This is a genomic window from Limnobacter thiooxidans, assembly GCF_036323495.1.
Lineage (GTDB): Bacteria > Pseudomonadota > Gammaproteobacteria > Burkholderiales > Burkholderiaceae_B > Limnobacter > Limnobacter thiooxidans.
On record NZ_AP028947.1, the window covers coordinates 1307696 to 1329747 of the forward strand.

The following is a 22052-nucleotide window of genomic DNA, read 5'->3' on the forward strand; positions in this document are numbered from 1 at the left end:
ATTGAATGGTGAGTGAGCAATGAGATATGTAGTACTGGACACGGAAACAACGGGCCTGGAAGTGCGCCAGGGGCACCGTATCATCGAAATTGGCTGCATTGAGGTCAATGGCCGGCAGGTGACCGACCACCATTTCCATCAGTATGTGAATCCTGAACGTGAGGTGGACGAGGGGGCTTTCCAGGTGCACGGTATTTCAGATGACATGCTGGCCGACAAACCGAAATTCAAGCAAATTGCCAAAGATTTTCTGGACTTTGTGCAGGGTAGTACGCTGATTATTCACAATGCCTCTTTCGACATCGGTTTTCTCGACGGTGAATTGAACCGTCTGAATTTGGGCAGGATGGCGGATTACGTCGACGGGGTGATCGATTCACTCGGTATGGCCCGCGAGATGTTTCCCGGAAAGCGCAACAACCTGGACGCATTGTGTGACCGTTTGGGTGTAAACAATGCGCACCGCCAGTTGCACGGTGCCTTGCTGGACTCACAAATTCTGGCGGAAGTTTACCTGGCCATGACCCGTGGACAGGACAGCCTGGTCATAGACCTGAATGCGCAACATGATGACGATGGCGTTGAGCGCATCAAGCTGAGCGCCTTGAGTCTGCCAGAGCCAGAGCCCACAGAAGAGGAACTGGCCTTGCACCAGGCCTATCTGGCTGACATTGAAAAGGCAGCCAAGGGTCCGAGCGTGTGGAGTAAAATCAGCCAGGCAACAGATATGCAAGCTGTGTAGTCAATCAACACCAGGGGGCAGGGGTTCGCAAACCTCCATGTGGGTTGTCCCCTCTCGTGCAATAGTTTGTTACCATCGATTCGGTCTGCTCCCACCATGGTGAATGTGTGTCTGAATCTACCGACTTGCCATTGATCGAGCTGAGTTACGCTGTGGCGCTTCTTTCAAGGAAGCTTGAAATTCAGCCAGCAGAAGCCCAGCAGTTGATTCGCCTGGCCAAGCTGACCCACCTGAATCGGGGCGACACCTTGTTTCGCCAAGGTGATTCAAGTCAGCAGTTCTACATGCTGTTGCAAGGGCAGTTAAAGGGCCAGCGGATTCGGCCTGATGGTTATCTCGACCTGACGCTTTCCTTTTTTCCCGGTGAAATGATTGGTGAACTTGGTTTTTTTGACCAAGCTGCGCGCACCCTTACCATATCTGCCCGGCGTGACAGCATTCTGCTGGAAATTGACCAAGCGGCCCTTGAACAATTTGGCGAGTTTAGCCGTTCGGTTTATCACCACCTGATTCGCATGCTGGTATCCCGTTTCAAGCGCGAATTGGGTTACAGCGGTCCTTTGAAGCAGCATCAGTTCATTCTGTTTCAATCACTCATCAGGCCGGAAGGTTTCAGCCAACAGGCTGTTGAAGGTTTTCAGTCCGCCATGGCCCGCCACTGCGAATTGCGACGCTGGAAAAGTTTGAGCGACATCCCCAAAACTACACCTGCCGCCTTGGCCAGTCGGGTGGTTGAAATGATCGAGCCTCAGCCCCTTGAAACCTTGGACGACCGCCTTGTCGAAGAACTGGACTGCATGGTGGTGATGATCTGCGCCAGCACCTTGGGCGACTCTCACAGCTGTGGTTTGCTGAAATCGCAACTGAAGTCGGCTGATGATGATTTGCCCGTTTGGTTGGTTTTGGTTCATGAGGCTGCGTGGGTTGAACAGGCCGTGGCAGAACGCATTCGAGATACCTTTGGTACAGGATTCCGCCTGTTGCACATTCGGCGAGGCCACCATGCCGACAACGCCCGTGCTGTGCGCCATGTTCTCGGTTTGACTTTGGGCCTTGTGTTGGGGGGCGGTGGTGCACGAGGCTTCGCACACGCCGGTTTCTTTCAGGCGCTGGAGGAGGCTGGAGTTGTGGTGGATACCGTGGGGGGCACATCCATGGGCGCTTTGGTTGGTGCCTTGATTTCATCGGGTCGCACATCGCTTGAGGTCAACACGGCACTTGCAACGAGTTTCAAAAAGGGTCTGCCCTTCAAATTGAAGGATTACTGGATTCCAAAACACGGATTTGTCAAAAGCAAAGCCGTGGACGAGGTGTATCGCAATGCCTTTGGTGAACTGTTGATCGAAGATCAGCCCATTCCGTTTTTTGCGGTCAGTTGCAATCTGACTACTGGCAATCAGTTTTTGTTCGAGCAGGGACCAATGTGGAAAGCCGTTCGCGCCAGCACGTCCATTCCGGTGTTTTTTGAGCCTTTCATGGCTGGTCGACAGGTGATGGTGGATGGTGCGCTGGTCAACAATGTGCCGGTCGACTGCATGCGTGCGAAGGGTGCGCGGAAAATTCTCACTGTCGATGTTGGGCAGGAAGAGGACATTACTGCTCACATGCTCGATGACAGCAGCGTGCAGATGCCCACCATGATGAAGTCCCTGATGCGGGTTATCGAACTTGGCGGAATTGAAAAATCACGGCAGGCCCGTGTGATCAGTGATCTGTATGTGCAGCCGGCCATCGAAAAAATCGGTCTGATGGAGTTCGAGCGGCGCGAAGAGATCATTGCTTTGGGGTATGAAGCCGGGTCGAAGGCAATACCGGATATACTGACCATGCTTCAGAACAATACATAACAATGCAGTCGTCATACTTGCGAGGTTTTGATGCAAAAACACTCTACTGTAGAGGTGTTGGGTTGCAGCGGCAGTATCGGTATTCCCAGGCAAGGAACGACTTGCTTTCTGATTGACAATGACATTCTGATTGACGCGGGCACCGGCCTGTGTGAACTGGATTTTTCTCGCCTCGAACAAATCGAGCATGTCTTCATCACTCATTCCCATCTTGATCACATCTGTGGTCTCCCATTTCTCATTGATACCGTTGGTGTAGGGCGTGCAAAGCCATTAAAGGTTTATGCCACCCTCCCCACAATCAGGGCCTTGCAGCAGCATATTTTTAATGAGGAAATATGGCCTGACTTCTCAAAAATTCCAAATGCAGAAAATGCAGTAATGGAGTATGTTGAGATCAAGCCCGAAGAAGAGCTGATTTTGGGCGAACGCCGGATTACTACGGTGGATGTTGACCACACGGTGCCCGCTGTGGGTGTGTTTCTATTCACGCCCACCGGGGGTTGGTGCTTTTCGGGTGATACCCATCAGACAGACCGGTTGTTTGAACTTATCAACCAGTCTAAAAAAGTAGATTATTTCTTCATTGAGGCTGCTTTTCCTGATCAGGAAAAATGGCTTGCCGATTTGGCAAAACACCTGTGCCCCAGTTTGTTGTTCGGGGAGCTTCAAAAATTAAATGCAGCATGTGAAATCTGGATTAGCCACCTGAAACCCAGGGAAATTCACCAGATTAAAAAGGAACTACAGCAGTATCCTGGAAGCCAGCCGCTGCATATTCTCTCGGCCGGAATGATTTTTAACATCTAATCGGTTGTACCCATAATTTATGAAACTCAAGCTTTCCGCAGTCGCTTGTGCAGTACTGCTGTTGGTCAACGCACCCTTGCGCCCAGCCTATGCTCAATCCATTTCTCCGGAAACACCGCCGGGTGCTTCGGGAGGGGATAGTTACCAAGAGCCCAGCTTCAATGTGTCGGGTTTTGATGTTGTTGGGCCTGAATTGGTGCCGCGTGATCAGGTCATGTCTGTCCTGAACGGATTCGCAGGCCGTGAAATCACTTTTTCAGATTTGCGTTCTGCCACGACCGCGGTGGAACAGCTTCATGCGCTGGCGGGCTTTGAAGTGGTGCGGGTGTTGATCCCGGAACAGGAAATTCAACCAGGAGAAAAGCTCAAGCTGCAAATTGTAGATGCCCGGCTTGATGTCGTTACCGTGGCTGGCAATGATTACTTCACGGCCGAGTCCATTCAGCAAAGCCTGGTTGTGTTGCAGCCCGGTGCCTTGATCAACACGGTGGAAATGGACAAAAACCTTCGCCTGGTCAATGACAACCCGGCGAAGATCGTCCGGGTTCGCCTGGAGCCCAGCGACAAGCCAGGGTTGGTGGATGCAAAAGTACAGGTTGCTGATCAGAATCCTTTGGCCGCCTATGTCACGCTCGATAACTCGGGCACCAATGCAACCGGTGACTTCCGCATGGGTGTGGCCCTGCAACACAACGATGCTTTCAAGAAAGGGCACATGGCGTCGTTTCAGTATGTGACCTCACCCGGCCGTTGGTCAGATGTTGAAGTATTTGGCCTGAATTACAAAATTCCTTTTTATTCGCAGAATTCATTGCTGGAATTGGCCTACAGCGATTCCAACGTGGATGCAGGTACCTTGAGCGTGGGTGCGGGCTCGGTGTCGGTAGCCGGTGCGGGTACGACCGCTGCGATACGCTGGGTCAAGCTGCTGGACCGACTTGCCGGTTTCGATCAAAGGGTGACGTTTTCGCATGAGATCAAACAGTTTGTCAGCCAGGTTCAGTTGAACGGGTTTGGGCCCAGCCTGGTCCCTGCTCTGGAAAGTCGGCCTGTTGGTGTGTCCTATTCACTGTCTGAAGCGCAGGACTCCCGACAGCGCGCGTTTCAGCTTGCCTATTTCAAGAATTATGTCACGGGTGGCAACAACTCCACTGCTCAGTACCAAATGACCAATGCGGCAGCCAGGGCAAATTTTGATGTTCTTCGAGCCAATGCCAGCTGGTCCGAGCAAGTGGCGCCTGGTTGGCGTTTGACCGCACAGCTGGATGCGCAACACACCGATTATTCATTGATACCGGGCGAACAGTTTGGTGCAGGTGGCGTGTATTCGGTTCGTGGCTTTGAGGAACGTGTTATTTCAGGGGATCGCGGGTTTCGCCAGTCACTTGAATTGATGGGTCCGAATGTAGCCAAAACTTTGGCGGGTTTTTTGGAGCGCTTTCAATTTGTCGGTTTCGTGGATGCCGCGCAATTGAAGTTCAACAACCCCGTGGCAGGTAACCCTGTCGAGCCCCATTTGATGTCGTATGGGCTGGGGGCAAGGTTTGCCTTTTCGCCCAAGCACCAGTTTCGCGTTGACCTGGCCAAAGTGGTTTCAGGCGTGCCCATTCAACCCCATGGTGACCTGATGTTGCACGTCAGCTTCGCCACCTCTCTGTAAGGAAAGACAGCATGAATATGAATCGTCTTTCACACAACACGGCTGGTTTCCAGTTTCGCCGCAAAGCCGTGGCTTTTGGTGTGGCCATGGCCATTGCCAGCCCTGTCTATGCAAACCCCACCGGCCTGTCCGTGGTTGCCGGGCAAGCCACTTCGCAAGCCATCGGCAATTTGATGCAAATTACCAATACGCCAGGTGCAATATTGAACTGGCAGCAGTTCAATATCGATGTGGGGCAAACCACCCAATTCATTCAGCAAAATGCGGCAAGCCAGGTTTTCAACCGGGTTACCGGTGGTGATGTATCCCAAATTCTGGGTTCATTGCAAAGCAATGGGCAGGTTTTTTTGATCAACCCGGCTGGCGTGTTTTTTGGTCAGGGTGCGGTTATTGATACGGCCGGTTTTCTGGCCAGCACACTGGCGGCTTCTGACACCGATTTGCTGAATGGTCACCTGCGTTTCAAGGATGCAAACGGCAATGCTGGTTCAATTGTCAACCAGGGCAAATTGACTACGCATTCTGGCGGTTCGATTGTACTGTTGGCACCGAGTATCGAAAACAGTGGAGTTATTCACGCGGACGGTGAAGTGCTGTTGGCTGCAGGTCACAGTGTCACGATTGTCGATTTGAAGCACCCCACCATTGGCCTCACTGTTGTTGTGAAAGACGGTGAGCAGGCTGTGAACCTGGGTCAGATCGTCAGCAAAAATGCGTCCGTGTTTTCACACCTGGTGAAAAACAGTGGAATTGTAGAAGCCACTGGCGCGCAAGTTGGGAAGGGGGGTGTGATCCGCTTTGTTGCACAAGGTGATGCGATTGCAGGTGGTCAGATCAAGGCGGACAGCGCTGATGGAAAAGGTGGTGAAATTGATATCACCGGCAAGCGTGTTGCGGTACTGAGCGGCGCACACATTTCTGCTGATGGTGCAACAGGCGGTGGAACCGTGCATGTGGGTGGCGGCTGGAAAGGTCAGGATGAAAGCATTGCCAATTCCAAGCAAACCGTGGTTCAAGCCAATACCCTGATATCGGCCAATGCCACGCAAAATGGCGATGGCGGTGAAGTGGTGGTTTGGGCTGACGGTAGCACTGTGGTGAATTCCGAGGTACAAGCCAAAGGTGGCGCGCAAAGCGGAAACGGTGGCCGTGTTGAAACGTCGGGCAAGCAGGCGCTGGCAGTCAATGTAGCAGCCAATACGTCAGCACCCAAAGGGCAGTCGGGGCTTTGGCTGATCGACCCGGCCAACCTCACCATTGTGGATGAAATTCCTTCTGGGGAAAATAACCTTGGCAACACATCCAGCGGCCCGGTTTTTTCAACCGATGACATTTCAGCCTCGTTTTCTCCGACCGATTCATTCTTGTTGGCCAGCACCGTGGTGTCGGGGCTCGAGAGCAACGGCTCTGTAGAAATTTATACCTCGGGTACACAATCTGGTGATGGCAATTTGACCATTGATGCCGCGGTGCTGATCGACCAAAACCTCGGCCAGATATCCTTTAATCCAAGGCTGTTACTGGAGGCCAAGGGATCAATCAATATCAATGCAGAAGTAGGCTTGATGCCAGGTCAAACGGCATTTGACGGTTTCGATCTAGTGATGAGTTATGACATTGCGAAACCTGTGTACATTGACGCGCCTTTGTATTTGGGCAACAACGGCAACCTGACTTTGGCACCCTATCAAGTCCCTGAAGGCAGCCAGCTTCCGATCAATACGCCCGGGGAGCTTCCGCTGGATGGCGTGAATTTTTTATCCGGCATGAACATTGAAGGTTCCAGCGAGCCTTTGGTCTTGAACCGAATCAATGTCAGCACAGCGGTGGCCACTGATCCTTTTGGTCAAGGTCAGGAACCCTTGTTTGTTGATCCGGCCAATCCGGTCAAATTGAACGTGTTGGGCGCGAACCTGAAGGTCAATCACATCAATGCGTTTGAGACTTTGACTTCACCAGCAAGTGAAGTACGTGTTGGAACGGACAACCGTGTTTCACTTGCACCTGTTCAAGGTCAACTGTCCTACAACATCATGGAAGCGAAATCCTTGACTGTTGATGCTGGCAGTTTAGTGTCCACATTCACCCGTGTCATACCCAATGGCAATCCAGCTGAAATCAGCCCCAGTACTTTTCTGGACAAGCTGCAGACCAGTGGAACGGTTGCTCTGAACGGCGGTTTCAGCAGCATCACCGACGTGCTGGTGGATGCCGGAACACTCACATTTGGTAACAACGCCGAGGTGGCCTTGGTCTCTTCGAATAGCCACCTCGTACAAAACATCACCGCAGAGTCAGGCAGTACCATCAATCTTGATGGTGCCAACATGCAGTATGGACACGCCAGTTTGAATGGAACATTCAATGTGATGGCTGCGAACAATGGGGGTGGATTTTTCCTTGATGGCGTGGACACGGATTTGAATGGCTCGATCAACATCAGCTCAGGTTCCAATTTCGTGTATTTGCAATCGTTGGGCATGACTGCTGGTTCTGAAATTCAGGTGGGCACAGGAAGCATGCTTGCACTGGGGCGGGCGTTCAGTTCCTCCTTGGGGCCCGTGGATGTGACGCCCAAACTGGAAGGCGGCATGTTGTCCAGTACCAATGGGCAGTTCGTTGCGCAGCAGGGTGCCAGAATTGTGCTGAACGGTGCTGCATCACCGCTCGCTTCCAACCCGCCGCCCATTCAGGCTGCTCAAAGCGTGACTGTTCCAGTTTTTGGTGGGGCAAGGCTGGATGTCACAGGGTTGGATGGCAGACTTGATGCCCCGATCATCATCGAGTCAAACGGATTCGCAAATGCCATCTCCACATTCTCAGAGAATTCCGATTTCAGGTCGGAGTCGGGTTTTACACCCATTGAAACTCTGGTCATTCAGGCTGCCGACATTCGCGTGAATTCAGGTGGTGAAGGGCAGGCATTGCGCATCGGGGAGTTTGTCAGTTCGATTTCTCCCGGTCCGGAGTCGGGTGGATCCGGCCTTGGTTCATTGCCCACGGTGGATCTGGACTTCAATGGCACCTTGACTGTCAACAGCGGAACTGCCCGTCTCGAAGGAGCTGCCGTATCAACTACTGGTGGCAACTTGACTGTGAATGGACCAAATTCCCAAATTACGCTGGCAGGTCGGTTTACCACGGCTGATCTCCAGGTTGTGAATCGCACCATGGGTGGTCGATTGGGTGCAGAGGGTTTTTGGGACAACAGCGCGGTCAATTCAGGCAATGTGGCTACTGCATCCCCATTGTCCAAAGGGGATATCACCATCGGCGATGACCTCACAATTGCAGGTGGTTTGTTGTCCAGTGCAGGCACTTCAAATGCATTGAAAGTGACCCCCGACGGCTTTCTCTTGTTGCGCAGCAGTACAGGCGAAGCTCCTTCCATACTGGAGGTCACAAGTACCATTGATTTGGCACCTACCGCCGCCTTGATGATTGGCGCACAGGATGAAAATGGTATTGCCACTGCGCCCGTGGTATTGAACAACACAAATATCAACATGGGTGGCGATTCATTTCTGGTGGTGGAGTCTGATTCAGCCGGTGTTGCCAATTTGAATGGCACCGCCAGCATCAATTCTGGTCATCAAGGCAACCTGATTTTGGCTGGTCGACGTGTGTTCGACTCCAACAGTGTTTCAGTGGCACCTGATGCAATGACCTTGAATGTGGGCACTGGCATTCGACTGAACGTCACGGGCAACACCCCCAGCTTGCCGCCGGGCTTGGCATTGTATTACTCGCTGCAGCAAATAACAGCTCCGAATCGACCCGTGTTTTTGGTGGGGCAGTTGACCCCCGAGGCGGTGGCCATTGCAGAGTATGACGACTTTGGTGGCTTCTCGACTCCGCTGACCACGGTCCTTTCAGGTTTTCAAAATCCGTCTTTTGTGATTGATGGCTCACCTGATTCCATCAACCCGAATGCCGTGAATTGCGTGGTCAACGACTTCTGCGTCAAGTTTGATGTTGCACAATCCCTGACATTCTCCGGCATGGTGATGAGCAGCTTGGGTGCACCAGAGCCTACGCTGGCCAATAGCGGCGTGGCTTTTGTTGCAGGTGCCAATTTGACAGGTTTGCAGTTCGCGGTGACTACTCCTGATGAAATTGTGTTCATGCAAGGCGTGAACAACGTCACCGTTGCCGATTTGGTCAGTGGCAAGAGACTGGTCAACTCGCAGGGCTCTACCGTCCGTCTGGGCATGAACGTGGTGAATGAAACCATTGCCAATGATTTGCAGAACAATGGCGAACTGGAATTGCAGGGCAACTACACTCTCAGTGGCTTGCTTAGCGGCACGGGCACCCTGAACAACAGCGGTACATTGGTATTGAGCAACGGCACAGGCAGCTTGATTACCAACGCTATTGTCAACAGCGGCAGTCTCAGCAATTCGGGCGACTACACCTTTGGTGGTGTGCTCTCCGGTACAGGCAATTTCACCAACAATGGCACTTTCAATTTGACTGGTTCAGGCCTATTCCAGAACGCAATCGCCAATGGCGGCACGGGGGTCTTGAATTTCAACGGGCAGAATCAGAATATCCAGTTTGCTGGCGCCTTCAGCAACTCATCCAATGTTCTGTTCAATGGGGGTGTATTCACCTTCAACGCACTTGGTTTTAACCAAACGGGTGGCAACCTGACCGTGCAGCCGGGTACAACGCTTACGGGCAACGTCAATATCAATGGTGGTGCTTTACGCGGTTTTGCAAACATCAACGGTAACTTGAATGCACAGGGTGGTCAGATTATGCCGGGTGCCTCGCCAGGCTTGATGACTGTTACCGGCAACCTGGAGTTGAATGCGAACAGTGTCCTTGATATTGAAATTCAGGGCAACGGTGGTACGCCTGGCGTGGATTTCGATTGTATCGTCGTGGGTGGTTCAGCCAACCTTGATGGTCAGTTGAATCTGATCGACATTTCCAATGGAAGTTTGGCACCAGGAAGTCAATATGCCTTCCTGCAAGCCAACGCGATCAATGGTTCGTTTGGCAGCGTGTCTTATTCACCAGCAAGTTCATCGTACGCTTTCACACCACCGGTCGTGATGCCAGTCAGTACGATGCAGCAAATGAGTACTTCCACATTTGCATTGAATCCTCCTCCACCCGTGGAGCCAACCCCATTGCCAGACTCAACCATCATTCAAACCACAGGTGACGCTGACTCCGCTGTGGGCCAAAACCTGAACCAGGCCTTTACCCCTCCGCCCAACAACACCGAACCGGGTTCAACAGCACCCACGCCCACTGCGCAACAGCAAGCTCAACAAGAGGAGGAGGCCGTTGAGGTGGCCAACCAAAGTGCTGCAGGAACCACCATTTCCCAGCAGTCCAATGACATTGAACTGAAGACGACGCAGAGTGATCCACAGCGCGCATCGGCGGTGTGCAAATGAGGGGGCTCACAGTGAACAATTCAATTCATTCTTTGCTGAAATTCAGCGGTTCTGTTTTGTTGGCACTTTCTTTGTCAGCAGTAGCACCCTTGCACGCCCAAAACATTCAAGCCAAGGACCTGATTCCGAGCAATCCGGCACCCGGCAGCCAGCCTGCGAAAGTGGTGGTTGGCAGCATCAAAGTCGTCACCGGCCTGGTGAACCTGCAAACCGCGGAAGGCAAAAACAAGTTCGCGGGTGCCGGCACCAAGTTGAATGTGGGCGATGTCATCAACACCCAATCAAAAAGTAGCGCGGTGCTTGAGTTTGTGGACACCACACAGGTGGCTTTGCGCCCCAACACACGTTTTGTGGTTGAAAATTACGAGTATCAGCCTGAACAGCCTATTGCCGACAAAGCGGAGTTCAAGTTGGTCAAGGGCGGTTTGCGCACCCTCACCGGTCTGATTGGGAAGCGCGGCAGTGCAGATGCTTTTTCCATGAAAAGTGAAACCGCCACCATCGGCATTCGCGGCACTGATTTCACTGCACGAATTTGCAAGGGCGATGAGTGTACCCGTGTTGCAAAAGGCGAGTCAGACAAGGCCACTTCTACCAACGCGTCGAATGCGGACGTGGCCGGTCGGGTTTCACAACTGACGGGCGAATTGTTTGCGATATCACCCGAGGGCAAGCGACGCGCGTTACAGAAATCGTCTGCCGTATTTGCTGGCGAAACAGTGGATGTGTCTGAAGGCGGCTTCGCTGTCATCAGCATGGCAGACTCCACGCGCCTGACCTTGCCCGGCGGCAGTACCATGCAGGTGGCCGCCTATCGCTATGCCCCCGCATCCCCGCAAACTTCAGTTGCTTCATTCAAGTTGCTGAAAGGTGCAGTGCGTGCAGTGACAGGGGCAATAGCCAAAGCCGAGCCCAACAATGTGAAGTTTTTTACCGAAACGGCCACCGTAGGAATTCGGGGAACTGCACTGGATGTGTCGTGTACCTCGGCGGCTGGCGGTTTGGTGCAATGTTCTGGTGGTGCCAATTTGACCGTTGAGCTGCGTGACGGACAAATTATTGTGACATCGGGCGGTGTGAACTCGGTAATCAATGCAGGGCAGTCCGCCCTGATCCCCGCGGGCAATGCGAATATCCGGGTGGTTAATTCGCTACCCAATGTATTAGGCAATGTACCCAACGCAGGTCCATTGCCTGAAACCACGCCATCGAATTTTGAGTCTTTGTCATCCACGCCGGTTCAATCCCTTCAACAGGGCGGACCGGTTCCTGAGGAAGGTTCACAGTTGTTTGTGGCGGTAAATGACGGCACCATTGTGATCACCAATTCCAATCAGGCCCCGCTTGAGGTGAATCGCGGTGAAGGCGCATTTGTTCAAACACTGAGCAATCAGCCCCCGCAATTGTTGACCGCACCACCCGACGTGATTGTGCAGGACATTACCTTGTCTGCACCGCCATTCTCTGCACCGCAATGTGCGCCCTGACCGGAGAAATGATTGTTTAAGAAGTCCTGGAGACCACTGGCCGGCAAGGCGTTTCGTATCGGTGTGGGCTTTTCTTTCACGGCGATTGCTTTGCTCCATGTGCTCGGTTTTGCGCCCACGGACGTGGTGAAGCGACTGGACTACCTTATCTACGATGTCCGGCTAAGGGCACAAGCGCAGAAGCCTGAGCTGGATTCACGCATCGTGATTGTTGACATCGATGAGAAAAGCCTGAGCGAAGTAGGGCGCTGGCCTTGGTCCCGCGATGTGGTGGCCAACCTGATTGTTGAATTGACGGACAAACTGGGCGCTGCTGTCGTGAGTTTCGACATTGTATTTGCAGAGCCCCAACAAAGTGACGCACTTCAGGCCATGGATGCCCTGGCAAGCAAATCTCCCGGATTGGTCAATGAATTGAAAGGCATGCGGGCTGGTATTGAGTCCCAGTTTGACCGCGATGCGCAGCTTGCCAAGGTGCTGGTGGATCGACCCGTAGTCTTGGGGTATTACCTGAACCAGGACTCGAACGCGCTGTCCGGGGCCTTGCCTCCAGCCCTGTTCAAGAAAAGCCAGTTGGGTACATTGTCGCTGGACAGCACATCCTGGCAGGGCTACGGTGCCAATATTCCGATACTGCAGCGAAATGCAGAAGGGGGGTACTTCAATCCAATTGTGGATGAAGACGGTACCGTGCGTTCCGTTCCCTTATTGGCCCAGTTCAACGATGCGTATTATCAAAGCTTTGCCTTGGCCACGCTTCGACGTGCATTGGGCAACCCCCAGGTTATTCCAGTATTCCCGGAAGGGGTTGATGACGATTATGGTGCCGTTGAACTGATCGCCTTGCGCTCCCCAGACGTTGAATTGGACATCCCTGTCGAAAGGGGTTTGTTGACCCGGGTACATTTTCGGGCCAAGGGTGGTCCAAATGCAGGTGGATACCGTTATGTGTCAGCAGCCGATGTGTTGGCAGGTGCATTGAAGCCGGAAGACATTGAAGGGCGAATCGTGCTGGTGGGTACAACTGCTCCCGGTTTGCTGGATTTGAGAAGTACGCCGGTAAACCCGGCCTATCCTGGTGTCGAGGTGCATGCCAATGTCATCAGTGGTATGTTGGACAGTGCCTACAAGCTTCGCCCCGAGTTTTCTCAAGGCCTGCTTTTCGTCACGGTGTTGCTGGTGGGAACAGTGCTCAGTGTGACCATGCCAATCCTGAGTGCGACCTGGTCGCTTCTTGTGGCATTGACCGTCCTCGTGCTCAGTGTCGTCATCAACTCACTGTTGTATTTTCAGGCAGGGTTGGTGCTGCCTGTGGCGGTGGTATTGCTGTTGGTGTTGGCCATCTTCATGTTTGACGTGGCCTATGGCTACTTGGCTGAATCGCGAAGCAAACGGCAAATGGTGGATTTGTTTGGCGAGTATGTTGCGCCAGAACTGGTGTTTGAAATGGCGGCAGACCCCAGCCGCTATTCCATGGAAGGTGAAAGCCGTGAACTCACCGTACTGTTCTCGGACGTGCGTGGCTTCACCACCATTTCAGAATCGCTTCAGCCCAATGAACTGCGAGAATACATCAATGAATACCTTACGGTAATGTCGGAGATTATTCGCGCCCACCGCGGAACACTGGACAAATACATTGGCGACGCCATCATGGCATTTTGGGGTGCTCCGATTGCAGACCCTGAGCACGCCAAACTGGCCACCCAGGCTGCTATTGCGATGCAGGAAGACGCCGTACGCCTGAATGAAAAGTTTGCTGCACGGGGCTGGCCCAAACTGGCCATTGGCGTGGGTGTTAACACCGGGCAAATGCGCGTGGGCGACATGGGTTCGAAAATTCGTCGCGCATATACAGTCATGGGCGATGCGGTGAATCTGGGTTCACGCCTGGAGGGCATCACCAAAACCTACGGCGTGGGTGTCATTGTGGGGCCGCAAACCAAAGCAGCCTTTCCGGAAATGACGTTTCAAGAACTTGATGCGGTCAAGGTCAAGGGAAAAAACGAGCCTGTGTCCATATTTGCGCCTGTTGGAGAAAGCAATCGACTGGATGCCGATACCCTCAGTGCAGTGGAGAAATGGTCTGAAATGCTTCAAGCATTTCGAGCTCAGAACTGGAAACAGGCTCGCAACCTGTTAGGTGAAATTCAAAGCAATGTGGTCCTGAACCCGACCCTTCGACATCTGTATGGACATCGAATGGATTATTTTGAAGCCAACCCGCCAGCCGAGGGTTGGGACGGCGTGACCCAGTTCGATACGAAGTAGGTCACGCTTGGCCCCATCGAAAAGGGTCAGCCGGGTTCGGCTTGTTTTACCAGATACTGTTCAGGAGAAATCCGGATGGCAGCACCTGTGGGGCAGGCCCGAACGCAAGCAGGTCCGCCCGTGCTGCCTGCGCACATGTCGCACTTCACTGCCTTCTTGATGGCGTTTGGGTCGTAAGCGGCTTCCCGTTCACCCGGTGTGTCGCCCAAGCCAAACAGCAGCCAGGTCAACAAATTGCCTTTCTTTGGGGGGGCTTTCACGGCCATTTTGATTACGCCATATGGGCAATTTCGCTCGCAGTTGCCACAGCCAATACACGAGTCTGCAATCATCACCTCGCCATTTTCGTTTCGTCGAATGGCATCGGGCGGGCAGTCCTTCATGCAATGTGGGTGTTCGCAATGCCGGCATGAAGTGGGAATATGGATGTTCTGAAATGTGGGGCCAGCGCTGCGATCCAGACGGGAAGTCCCATTGTGAGTGTCCGCGCAGGCCGTTTCGCAGTTGTCACATTGAACGCACAGGTTTTCATCAATAATCAGCGCGTCAGTGGCTTCACCCAGGCCTTCCTGCATCAAAAAGCGAATCAGGTCGCTGTCGCGGAAAGCCTGGTCTTCCCGGAATACATTGCTTTTCACCCGTTTGCTGGCTTGAGCCAACAAAACAGATTTCCAATCCGGATTGGAGGCCAGAACGCGCTGAACTGGAGCGACTGGCAACACCAGTGCCTCGGTAAATACCGAGGCGGTTACAGTGGCTGAACGCGGGTTGTTGCTGAGCAAAGCCATTTCACCCACGTAATTGCCAGCCGACACATAGGACAGCACCACGTCCTTGTCCTTGATGACTTTCGAGATGGCCACCGATCCACGTCGAATCAGGTACAGGCCATCGGCGGGGTCACCATCCTTGAACAGGGCTTCACCTTTGGCATAGCGACGCACATCAATCCCATCGCTGAGAAGTTCGTCAATGGCTGCATTGTCCAAAGGCGGGGCGAGGTAGGTTGAAATGGCACGGCGAACAAAGGTTTCATCAATGGTTTTACGCACGCTTTCCACCGAGGCAATCAGCTTCAGCATGGCTTTGCGTGGGGTTTCAACCAGCACACAGTTGTCGCCAGCGCGAATGGTGGCAGTTCTGCGCCGTCCACTGATCAAACCCATTTCACCGAAGTAGTGGCCCCGGGGCAGGTTGATCACCATCGGCTTGCCGTCTTTGCCCACCAGGTCAATGTCGACAGAGCCTTCAACGATCGAAAAGAAGGTACTGGTGTAGTCGTTTTTCCTGAAAATGATTTGCCCTTTGGCAGGCTTGAGCAAGTCCGATTCCAGCATGAATTCGCGCAGTTGCAATTTCGTGATGCCGGAGAAAATGGGAACATTGCTCAGGATCAGGTCGAGTACTTCCGAAACACTTTGATTACCCAATGGTTTGAACTTGGCTGCCAGCAGTGGTTCATCCGCAGGCACAACCGGTAAGCCGAGAATGGTGTCCACCACTTCATAGCCCTGGTTCATGGCCTGTTTGATCAGCGGGTAACCTCCCAAGGCACCCACAATGAACAAGCCCGGCACGTTGGACTCGTAGGTTTCAGACAAGGCGGGTACGGCACTGGGGTCGCTGTTGGGAAACTGCACGCCAAAACTTTCAACCAGCGTTCGCGGTGGTGTTGCTCCCAGCCGCGCGATGATGCGGTGCACCGGCAATGTTTGCTCACCTTCGGGGCCCTTGAACACGTAGTTCATGCAGGGCTCACAATCCTTGGTCCCGACAATTTCCTCAATGCGAATGGTGCTGGTGTTATAAAGAATTTTCAGATCTTCGTTGTTGTCCGCAGCAAGAATCTGGCTCAGGTTGCCTTCCTTGCATCGGGCAAATTCCTCACGGCGGTTCACCAGAAACACCTTGTTTTTTCTCATCAGGCCCAAGGCGTTCTCAATGGCGGCGTCGCCCGCACCGATCACCACGATGGTTTCATTCTGAAACTCGTCAGGGTCACTCAGGGTGTATTGCACGGCGGGAAGATCATCGCCTTCAGCGCCGATTTTTCGGATATTGCCTTGCAGGCCAATTCCCAGGATGACGGTTCTCGCGGTGGTCTTGCTGCCATCTTCACATTCAAGCTCGAACGGACCAGCGCCATCATTGAGCTTTTTGATGGTGGACACCTTCTTTTTGTACCGGATGTTGACCCGCTGATCTGCCAGCTGTTTGTCCCACGTACCCAGAATATATTCGCGTTTGCCAGCTTCAAACTGCATGCCACTGCGCAAGGGCAGGAAGCCGGGCTCGGCCATCACGTGTTTGCCTTTCTGGTATTTGTAAATGGTGTCCGAAGCGTGGCTTTCGCCTTCGAACAACACGTAGTTGCAGCCCAGCTGTTGCGCCCGTGATGCCGCGGACAAGCCTGCCGGGCCGGAGCCCACGATGGCAATATCCAGATCAGCCGGTACATCGGCAAACATCGGTTTCAATGTTTTCGTTTCCTGATTCATTTCTTCAACCTCCCACTGCGGCTTTCAATGCCAGCAGTTCGGTTTGAAACGCGGCTCGGTCATAGGCTTCTTCGTTGCTGAGCAACTTGAGCAAACGGTTCATTTTTGAATTCACGGTTTGTGCAACGCGTGAATTGCCTTTGCGGGCCAGGCCATTGGCCACACTGCTGATGGACATGTAGGCCTGTTCAGCACCTGCGAAATCAGCGTACTGGTTGCTGGCTGCCATGGTCACTAACTCCTTGAGTAGCTTTTCAAGCACCGCCTCGTTGAAAGACACGGCAGCCACCGTCTTGCGGGCTGAATTCAACTGCCCAATCAATGCCTTTGCGGCCGATTCCACCTCTGTCATGTTGGCAGCTGGTGATGAGCTGGCCACGTGTAGCTGATTCACCAAGCGTGCTGTTTCAGCGCCGTGTTGGGGGGCAGCTGCGCGCACAATGGCTTGCACCATGATCAGACTCGAGTTGTTGATGCGTGCCTGCCCTGGCGTGCGAGCCAGGTCTTTCGACCAGTCTTTCTTGCTCATTGGTGAATGACAGGCGTGGCAGTCGAACATCATCAGTTCCGGCATGATGCCCTGGCGGTTGCGCTTGGGGTCTGCAATCAGTTCAAGCAGATTCGCGCTGCTGGCAAACTGACCCATGGCCCAGATTTTTCCGGCGTCGTATGCGCCTTTGCGTTGCACCCAATCCTCATCGATTTTGTAATGCGGTGGTTCCAGGGCCATGAAGGTTTCCACTTCAATGGAAATTCGCGGATGGCCCGCGCCCATGATCTGGTGGGTGATGGGGCGGCTTGCGTCGCCCACATGGCAGCTGGTGCACAGCTTTGCTGCGGCATAAGGGTCGCTGGTGGGGTACAGGCCGTTTTCAATGTTTTTCGCATGGCTGGCCTTGGGTTCAACGTGGGTCTTGATCCACTTCTCGGCAGGGCCGTGGCAGGCTTCGCAATTGATGCCATCGCTTTTGTCAAAGCGGGGGCCTTGTTTGCTGGCAGGCACATTGTGGCTGTGGCAATCCAGGCAAACCTTGGCCTCGTGTGCAGGTTGGCCAAGCCCCAGGTTTTTCGCAATGCGTTGGGATTGCGCATTTCTCAGTACCGCGTAGGCCTGGGTGTGTGGGTCTTCTCGCAACCAGGTGGTGTATTCGTTTTGCAAAACAGGCGTTGCACTTCGTTCTGCAATACTGCCGTGGCAGGTGCTGCTTGCGCAATTCACTGTACCCACCGATTGATGGGGCGACTGGTGCGGCATGGTTTGTGCCATGACCTCCGCTTGAAAGCCAGGTGTGCTCAATATGAGGGCAAAAAAGACAAGTGCCTTTGCAAGTGTCCTTCCATGTTGGCCTGACCAGTTTGTGCGTAACAAGAATGCATTTGCTTTCATGGCTTGTCCTTTTTGAAAGCCACTGAATTCACCTTGGGCTTGGGCAAGTAGTTTTCTTTTTCAACTTTGTCAGTGACTGTCCACAAACGACCATCCGGCCGCAGGTAAAACGCCTCCATTTCCTTGCGGGTGAAGGGGCGCGAACCAATGCGCCCAAACACCGCAATTTGCCCGCCGGTTTCGTCCACGGCACGGTCTCGGTCCAAGCCTTTGGATACAGACAAAGCCGGGCTTGGCGTTTTGCGCCAGGCGATCAATTCCGGCATGGGTGCAGGTGAGAAACCATAAAACTTCGGCTGGGTGTCAGGCGACGTCAGCTGCAACACTTTCAAGCCATTTACACCATCGGCCACGTATGCGAACAACGATGCATTGGTAGACCCTACCACCACATCATGCGCGTCATTCAGTTGCCCGTCAGCAGTGAATTTTTGGTACACCACCGGCTTGCGGGGCTTTTCGATGTCCACAATCACCACGCCTTCCTTTTTCGCGGCCACATAGGCATAGGTGCGGGCCAGGTAAACCCGTTGCGCATCAGCCAGGGGCACCACTGCTCCGGTATGTTCCGGTTTTTCCGGGTGGGTAATGTCGATTACTTCCAGCCCTTTCGCCGTGGTGGCAAACAGGTAGCGGAACTGCACAGCGGTGGCACGGGCATCCTTCAAGGGCAGGGTGGTGATGAGCCTCGGCTTCAAGGGGTTGTTAATGTCCACAAACACCAGCCCCTTGGGCGTGGTGATGTAAGCGTAGTGCCCACCCAAGGTGATGTGGCTGGCCCCGTTCAACACGCCGTTTTCATTCCAGGTCACTGCGCGTTCGAAGAAGTTGTTGCGGGGTTCACCATCGGCCAGTGTGTTCACATTCACTGCGATCAAACCCTCTTCGCTGTCGGTGATGAAGGCGTAGTTGTAGATCGGGTGGAAGGGCTGTTCCATGTTGGTGATGCGCATCAAGTCGCCCTGGTTGCGATCGGGGTTGATGTTCTGGTTGGTGGGCAGTGCCATGCAGGTGGCGTTTTTGGTGGGCACATGGGTGTCATGCCCCAGCGGGCTGAAGGGAGCCGTGATGACACGCTGGCCAAAGCCCTTGTTGGCCACACTGGCTGCGTCGTATGCGCGGAAGCCGCCTTTGCCCTCGGCCACAAACACATATTCACCACGCAGCTGGATGCAGCTTGCCACGCCCTTGGTGCTGTGGTCCATCAGGGCAGGTACCGCCGTGTCGGCCAGTTCGCGCTTGCGGTTCAGATGATTTTGGTAATAGTCGGGGTAGGCGTATTTGTGCAGGTAGCTGCCAATCACTGCCTGTGGTTCATCCCATTCGGTGACGGTGACCGCAGCAATATGTTCACTGCCGCCCAGCCAGGCATTGAAGCCCACGAAGTTCACGAAGTTGGTGCCCTGCAACAGCAGCTGCGCCATGATGGCGTTGTTGTCATCGTCCCGGGACAAATGGCAGTCGGTGCAGGTTTTTGTTTCTTCCTTGCGTTCGGTGTGCGGGTAGTGCGGGGCGAAGGCTTGGGAAGAAAATCCACTTGCAGCAATCGGTGGCTGCTGAATGTAAATGCGTTCCCGGTTGGCATTCATCGACGAAAGCACCAGGGCCGAGCTTGAACGAATCGGCGCAATCCGGTTGCCCTTGACGGGGCCATGCACGCCGAGTTGGAACATGTCGTCGCGCGCAACCTGAGGGTTGTAGGTGGCGTAATTGCGGGTTTCACCGCCCTCGTAATGCAGGCGTTCTGTTTTCCAGTTGGCCTGAATGGGCAAGTGGCAACCCGCACAGCTGGTGGTCCAGCTGAGGTGGCAGGTGAAGCAGGTCATCTTGTCGTTGTCATGGGCCAGTTCTTTCACGCCCGGGCCCCATTTGCCATCTTGTCCTTCAGCGCCTGCTCCCATCAATTTTGCACGAGCAGACTTGGCGTTGTAATCGGGGTGGGCCGGGTTCATGTTGTCTTTCACCAGGCTCATTTCCCATTCTTTTTCAGGGTCCAGTGCGGCACGTTGATACAGCTTTCCATCGCGCCATTCGAACCGCTTGCGGCCATCCTGGGTGCGCAGTTGCGTCAGGTCTGTGCCACCTGGTGGCGAGGCAGGTCCGCTGGTGCGCAGGGTGGGGTACTTGGTGGCGGTGCCATGGCAGTCTGCGCAATCTACTTCCACTGCGGCTGCCACCTCGCCATAGATGTGACCGTTGCCGTGCATGTCTTGTGCAAAATGGCAATCCACACAGTGCATGCCCACATCCAGGTGAATTGAGCTTAAATGTACGGCCTTGTCGAACTTCTTGGGGTCGTCGTCAGAAACTGTGTTGCCCTGCGCATCCAGCAGTGCGCCTTTGCGATTGCGCTTGAACACCGCACGGAAATTCCAGCCGTGGCCGTGGTAATCGGCAAACTGGGTGTCTTTCAATTTGCTGTTCAGCGTGGATACATTTTTGAGAAATTCCGGGTCGCTCCATTTGCCGCGCACTGCAGCTTCTTCAGGGTTGCGGTCCAGGATTTCACGCATTTCAGAATCGCTAGGGTAGCGCTGTTTTTCCGGCCACATTTGGGGCGCATCGCTTTCGTAATCCCACATGATGTAGCCGTAATAGCTGTTCACAAACACGTTGGGCTGGTGCATGTGGCAGGTCATGCACTGCGAACTCGGAATGGCCCGGGTGAATTCATGTTTCACCGGGTGGCCGCTTTCATTTTTTGCAATGGTCGGGTCGATGGTTTGCGTGGTGCCATCGTGCCCGAACTTGGCATAGGGGCCAGCGTGTTTCGGGTCGCGGTCGTTGGTGTACACAGTGTGGCAACCGGTGCAACCTGAAGACCGATAATCGCCCGGCTGTTCACTGGTGCCCAGGAACCACAGGTGCGGGTCGTTCAAACGGGTTTTGGCCACGTTGATCAGGGGCACTGCAATGCGCTGTCCCGTGCCCGGTCCGCGGTTGGATTGTTTGATGTCGGGACGGCCCGGTTCATCCAGACGCTGAATTTGCCCCAGCACGTTGGGCAGGCCCACTTCCGGGAAAATGCTGTTGATCACTTTGCCACCGCGTTCGAACACCCGGAAAATATCGCCGGGCGGCGTGGTTTCCCAGGCTGGCAGCGGTGCAAGCTGGTTCAAAATGCCTTTGTGTATAAACAGCTCGTTGTTCGCATCAACCGGGTTTTTCAGCAGGCCAGGTTGTCCGTCCTGTGTGTAAGCCTCACCGAGAATATAACGCTTGTAGGGCAAAATGCCGTTGTTGTAAGAAGCACCACCCCACAGCATGGCAGAGGTACTCATCAGGCTGCGTTCTTGCGCCTGAATGATGGGCAGGTGGCATGACCCACAGGCTTCGCGTGCTACGCGCAAGTCACCGGGGTTGATAAAGCGGATGTAGGCGGGGTGTTCCTTGTTCAGCTTGGCATACGACCTTTTCGGGTTTGCCGATGAAGGATAGTTCCAGAACTTTTCGTTTTGCGGGGCAATGTGGGCTTTGTCCAGCGCCGCGCGGTATTCAGGGGCAAATCCTTTTTCTCGCGCTGCTCGGGTGTGGTCGTAGGCCAATGTGCCCTGTTTCTGCTCGGGGCCATTCCATTTCACAGTGGCATCACCACCATGGCAATCGGTACAACCCAGCACCACACCGGGGTTGGCGTGCATGGTGTGTTCGTCAGTTTGGGTGTGGCAACTCATGCATCCTTCGGTTTTCGCGAAGGCCTGTTGCGCGGTTTGCCGTTCAGGCGCATTGGGCGCCATGGTGTAGCTTTTCTGGGGAATTTTTTCGCCCGCGGCCTGTGCCACGCTGATTGTACCAACCGCCATGGCCAAGCCCAGTGCTGCAAAAACCAGTTTTTCAAGAGCCAGCACACGGAAGCACGTCTGCCAACCGGTCGGTTTGGCAGCTTGGGGTTTTCTAGCGCGGCTATTCCTTGAATTCATCAACACGCAACCTGCA

General features: G+C 53.9%; 10 protein-coding genes. 7 read left to right on the plus strand and 3 right to left on the minus strand.

What is annotated here, in order from left to right; translation table 11 throughout:
- Positions 1–19 precede the first annotated feature (19 nt).
- From dnaQ to RGQ30_RS06030, 7 genes are all read left to right on the plus strand, one after another.
- Positions 20–742 carry a DNA polymerase III subunit epsilon gene (gene dnaQ / locus RGQ30_RS06000; RefSeq protein ID WP_130556788.1) on the plus strand — a complete coding sequence of 241 codons (723 nt, stop codon included), beginning with the start codon at positions 20–22 and terminating at the stop codon, positions 740–742.
- A gap of 107 nt (positions 743–849) precedes the next feature.
- Entirely contained in the window at positions 850–2589 is a 1740-nt protein-coding gene (locus RGQ30_RS06005; protein WP_130556786.1) for a patatin-like phospholipase family protein, read from the plus strand.
- Between the two features lie 30 nt (positions 2590–2619).
- Complete coding sequence (locus tag RGQ30_RS06010; RefSeq protein WP_130556785.1) at positions 2620–3399, plus strand: 3',5'-cyclic-nucleotide phosphodiesterase; 780 nt, start codon at positions 2620–2622, stop codon at positions 3397–3399.
- Between the two features lie 19 nt (positions 3400–3418).
- Positions 3419–5059 carry a ShlB/FhaC/HecB family hemolysin secretion/activation protein gene (locus tag RGQ30_RS06015; RefSeq protein ID WP_130556783.1) on the plus strand — a complete coding sequence of 547 codons (1641 nt, stop codon included), beginning with the start codon at positions 3419–3421 and terminating at the stop codon, positions 5057–5059.
- 11 nt (positions 5060–5070) lie between these two features.
- Positions 5071–10473 (plus strand): two-partner secretion domain-containing protein, encoded by a 5403-nt coding sequence (locus RGQ30_RS06020; protein WP_130556782.1) that lies wholly within the window; start codon positions 5071–5073, stop codon positions 10471–10473.
- Positions 10474–10484: 11 nt separating this feature from the next.
- Positions 10485–11960, plus strand: coding sequence for a FecR family protein (locus RGQ30_RS06025; protein ID WP_298217558.1), 1476 nt, complete (start codon positions 10485–10487; stop codon positions 11958–11960).
- Positions 11961–11972: 12 nt separating this feature from the next.
- Positions 11973–14231, plus strand: coding sequence for a CHASE2 domain-containing protein (locus tag RGQ30_RS06030; protein WP_130556779.1), 2259 nt, complete (start codon positions 11973–11975; stop codon positions 14229–14231).
- 26 nt (positions 14232–14257) lie between these two features.
- On the opposite strand, the gene RGQ30_RS06035 is transcribed toward RGQ30_RS06030, so the two are convergent.
- The 3 genes from RGQ30_RS06035 to RGQ30_RS06045 all read right to left on the minus strand — a co-directional run bounded on the left by RGQ30_RS06035 (position 14258) and on the right by RGQ30_RS06045 (position 22036).
- Positions 14258–16729: a cyclic nucleotide-binding domain-containing protein gene (locus RGQ30_RS06035; RefSeq protein WP_130556778.1), complete on the minus strand. Its 2472-nt coding sequence runs from the start codon at positions 16727–16729 to the stop codon at positions 14258–14260.
- Positions 16730–16733: 4 nt separating this feature from the next.
- A complete protein-coding gene (locus tag RGQ30_RS06040; protein ID WP_298217553.1) occupies positions 16734–17996 on the minus strand; it encodes a multiheme c-type cytochrome in 1263 nt (420 codons plus the stop codon).
- Between the two features lie 116 nt (positions 17997–18112).
- Positions 18113–22036 carry an LVIVD repeat-containing protein gene (locus RGQ30_RS06045; protein ID WP_338284843.1) on the minus strand — a complete coding sequence of 1308 codons (3924 nt, stop codon included), beginning with the start codon at positions 22034–22036 and terminating at the stop codon, positions 18113–18115.
- Positions 22037–22052 lie beyond the last annotated feature (16 nt).

Bases quoted from the DNA above. Each gene is read 5' to 3' on its own strand.
- dnaQ (WP_130556788.1), top strand. From the start codon at position 20: ATGAGATATGTAGTACTGGACACGGAAACAACGGGCCTGGAAGTGCGC.
- RGQ30_RS06010 (WP_130556785.1), top strand. From the start codon at position 2,620: ATGCAAAAACACTCTACTGTAGAGGTGTTGGGTTGCAGCGGCAGTATC.
- RGQ30_RS06015 (WP_130556783.1), top strand. From the start codon at position 3,419: ATGAAACTCAAGCTTTCCGCAGTCGCTTGTGCAGTACTGCTGTTGGTC.
- RGQ30_RS06020 (WP_130556782.1), top strand. From the start codon at position 5,071: ATGAATATGAATCGTCTTTCACACAACACGGCTGGTTTCCAGTTTCGC.
- RGQ30_RS06035 (WP_130556778.1), bottom strand. From the start codon at position 16,729: ATGAATCAGGAAACGAAAACATTGAAACCGATGTTTGCCGATGTACCG.
- RGQ30_RS06040 (WP_298217553.1), bottom strand. From the start codon at position 17,996: ATGGCACAAACCATGCCGCACCAGTCGCCCCATCAATCGGTGGGTACA.
- RGQ30_RS06045 (WP_338284843.1), bottom strand. From the start codon at position 22,036: ATGAATTCAAGGAATAGCCGCGCTAGAAAACCCCAAGCTGCCAAACCG.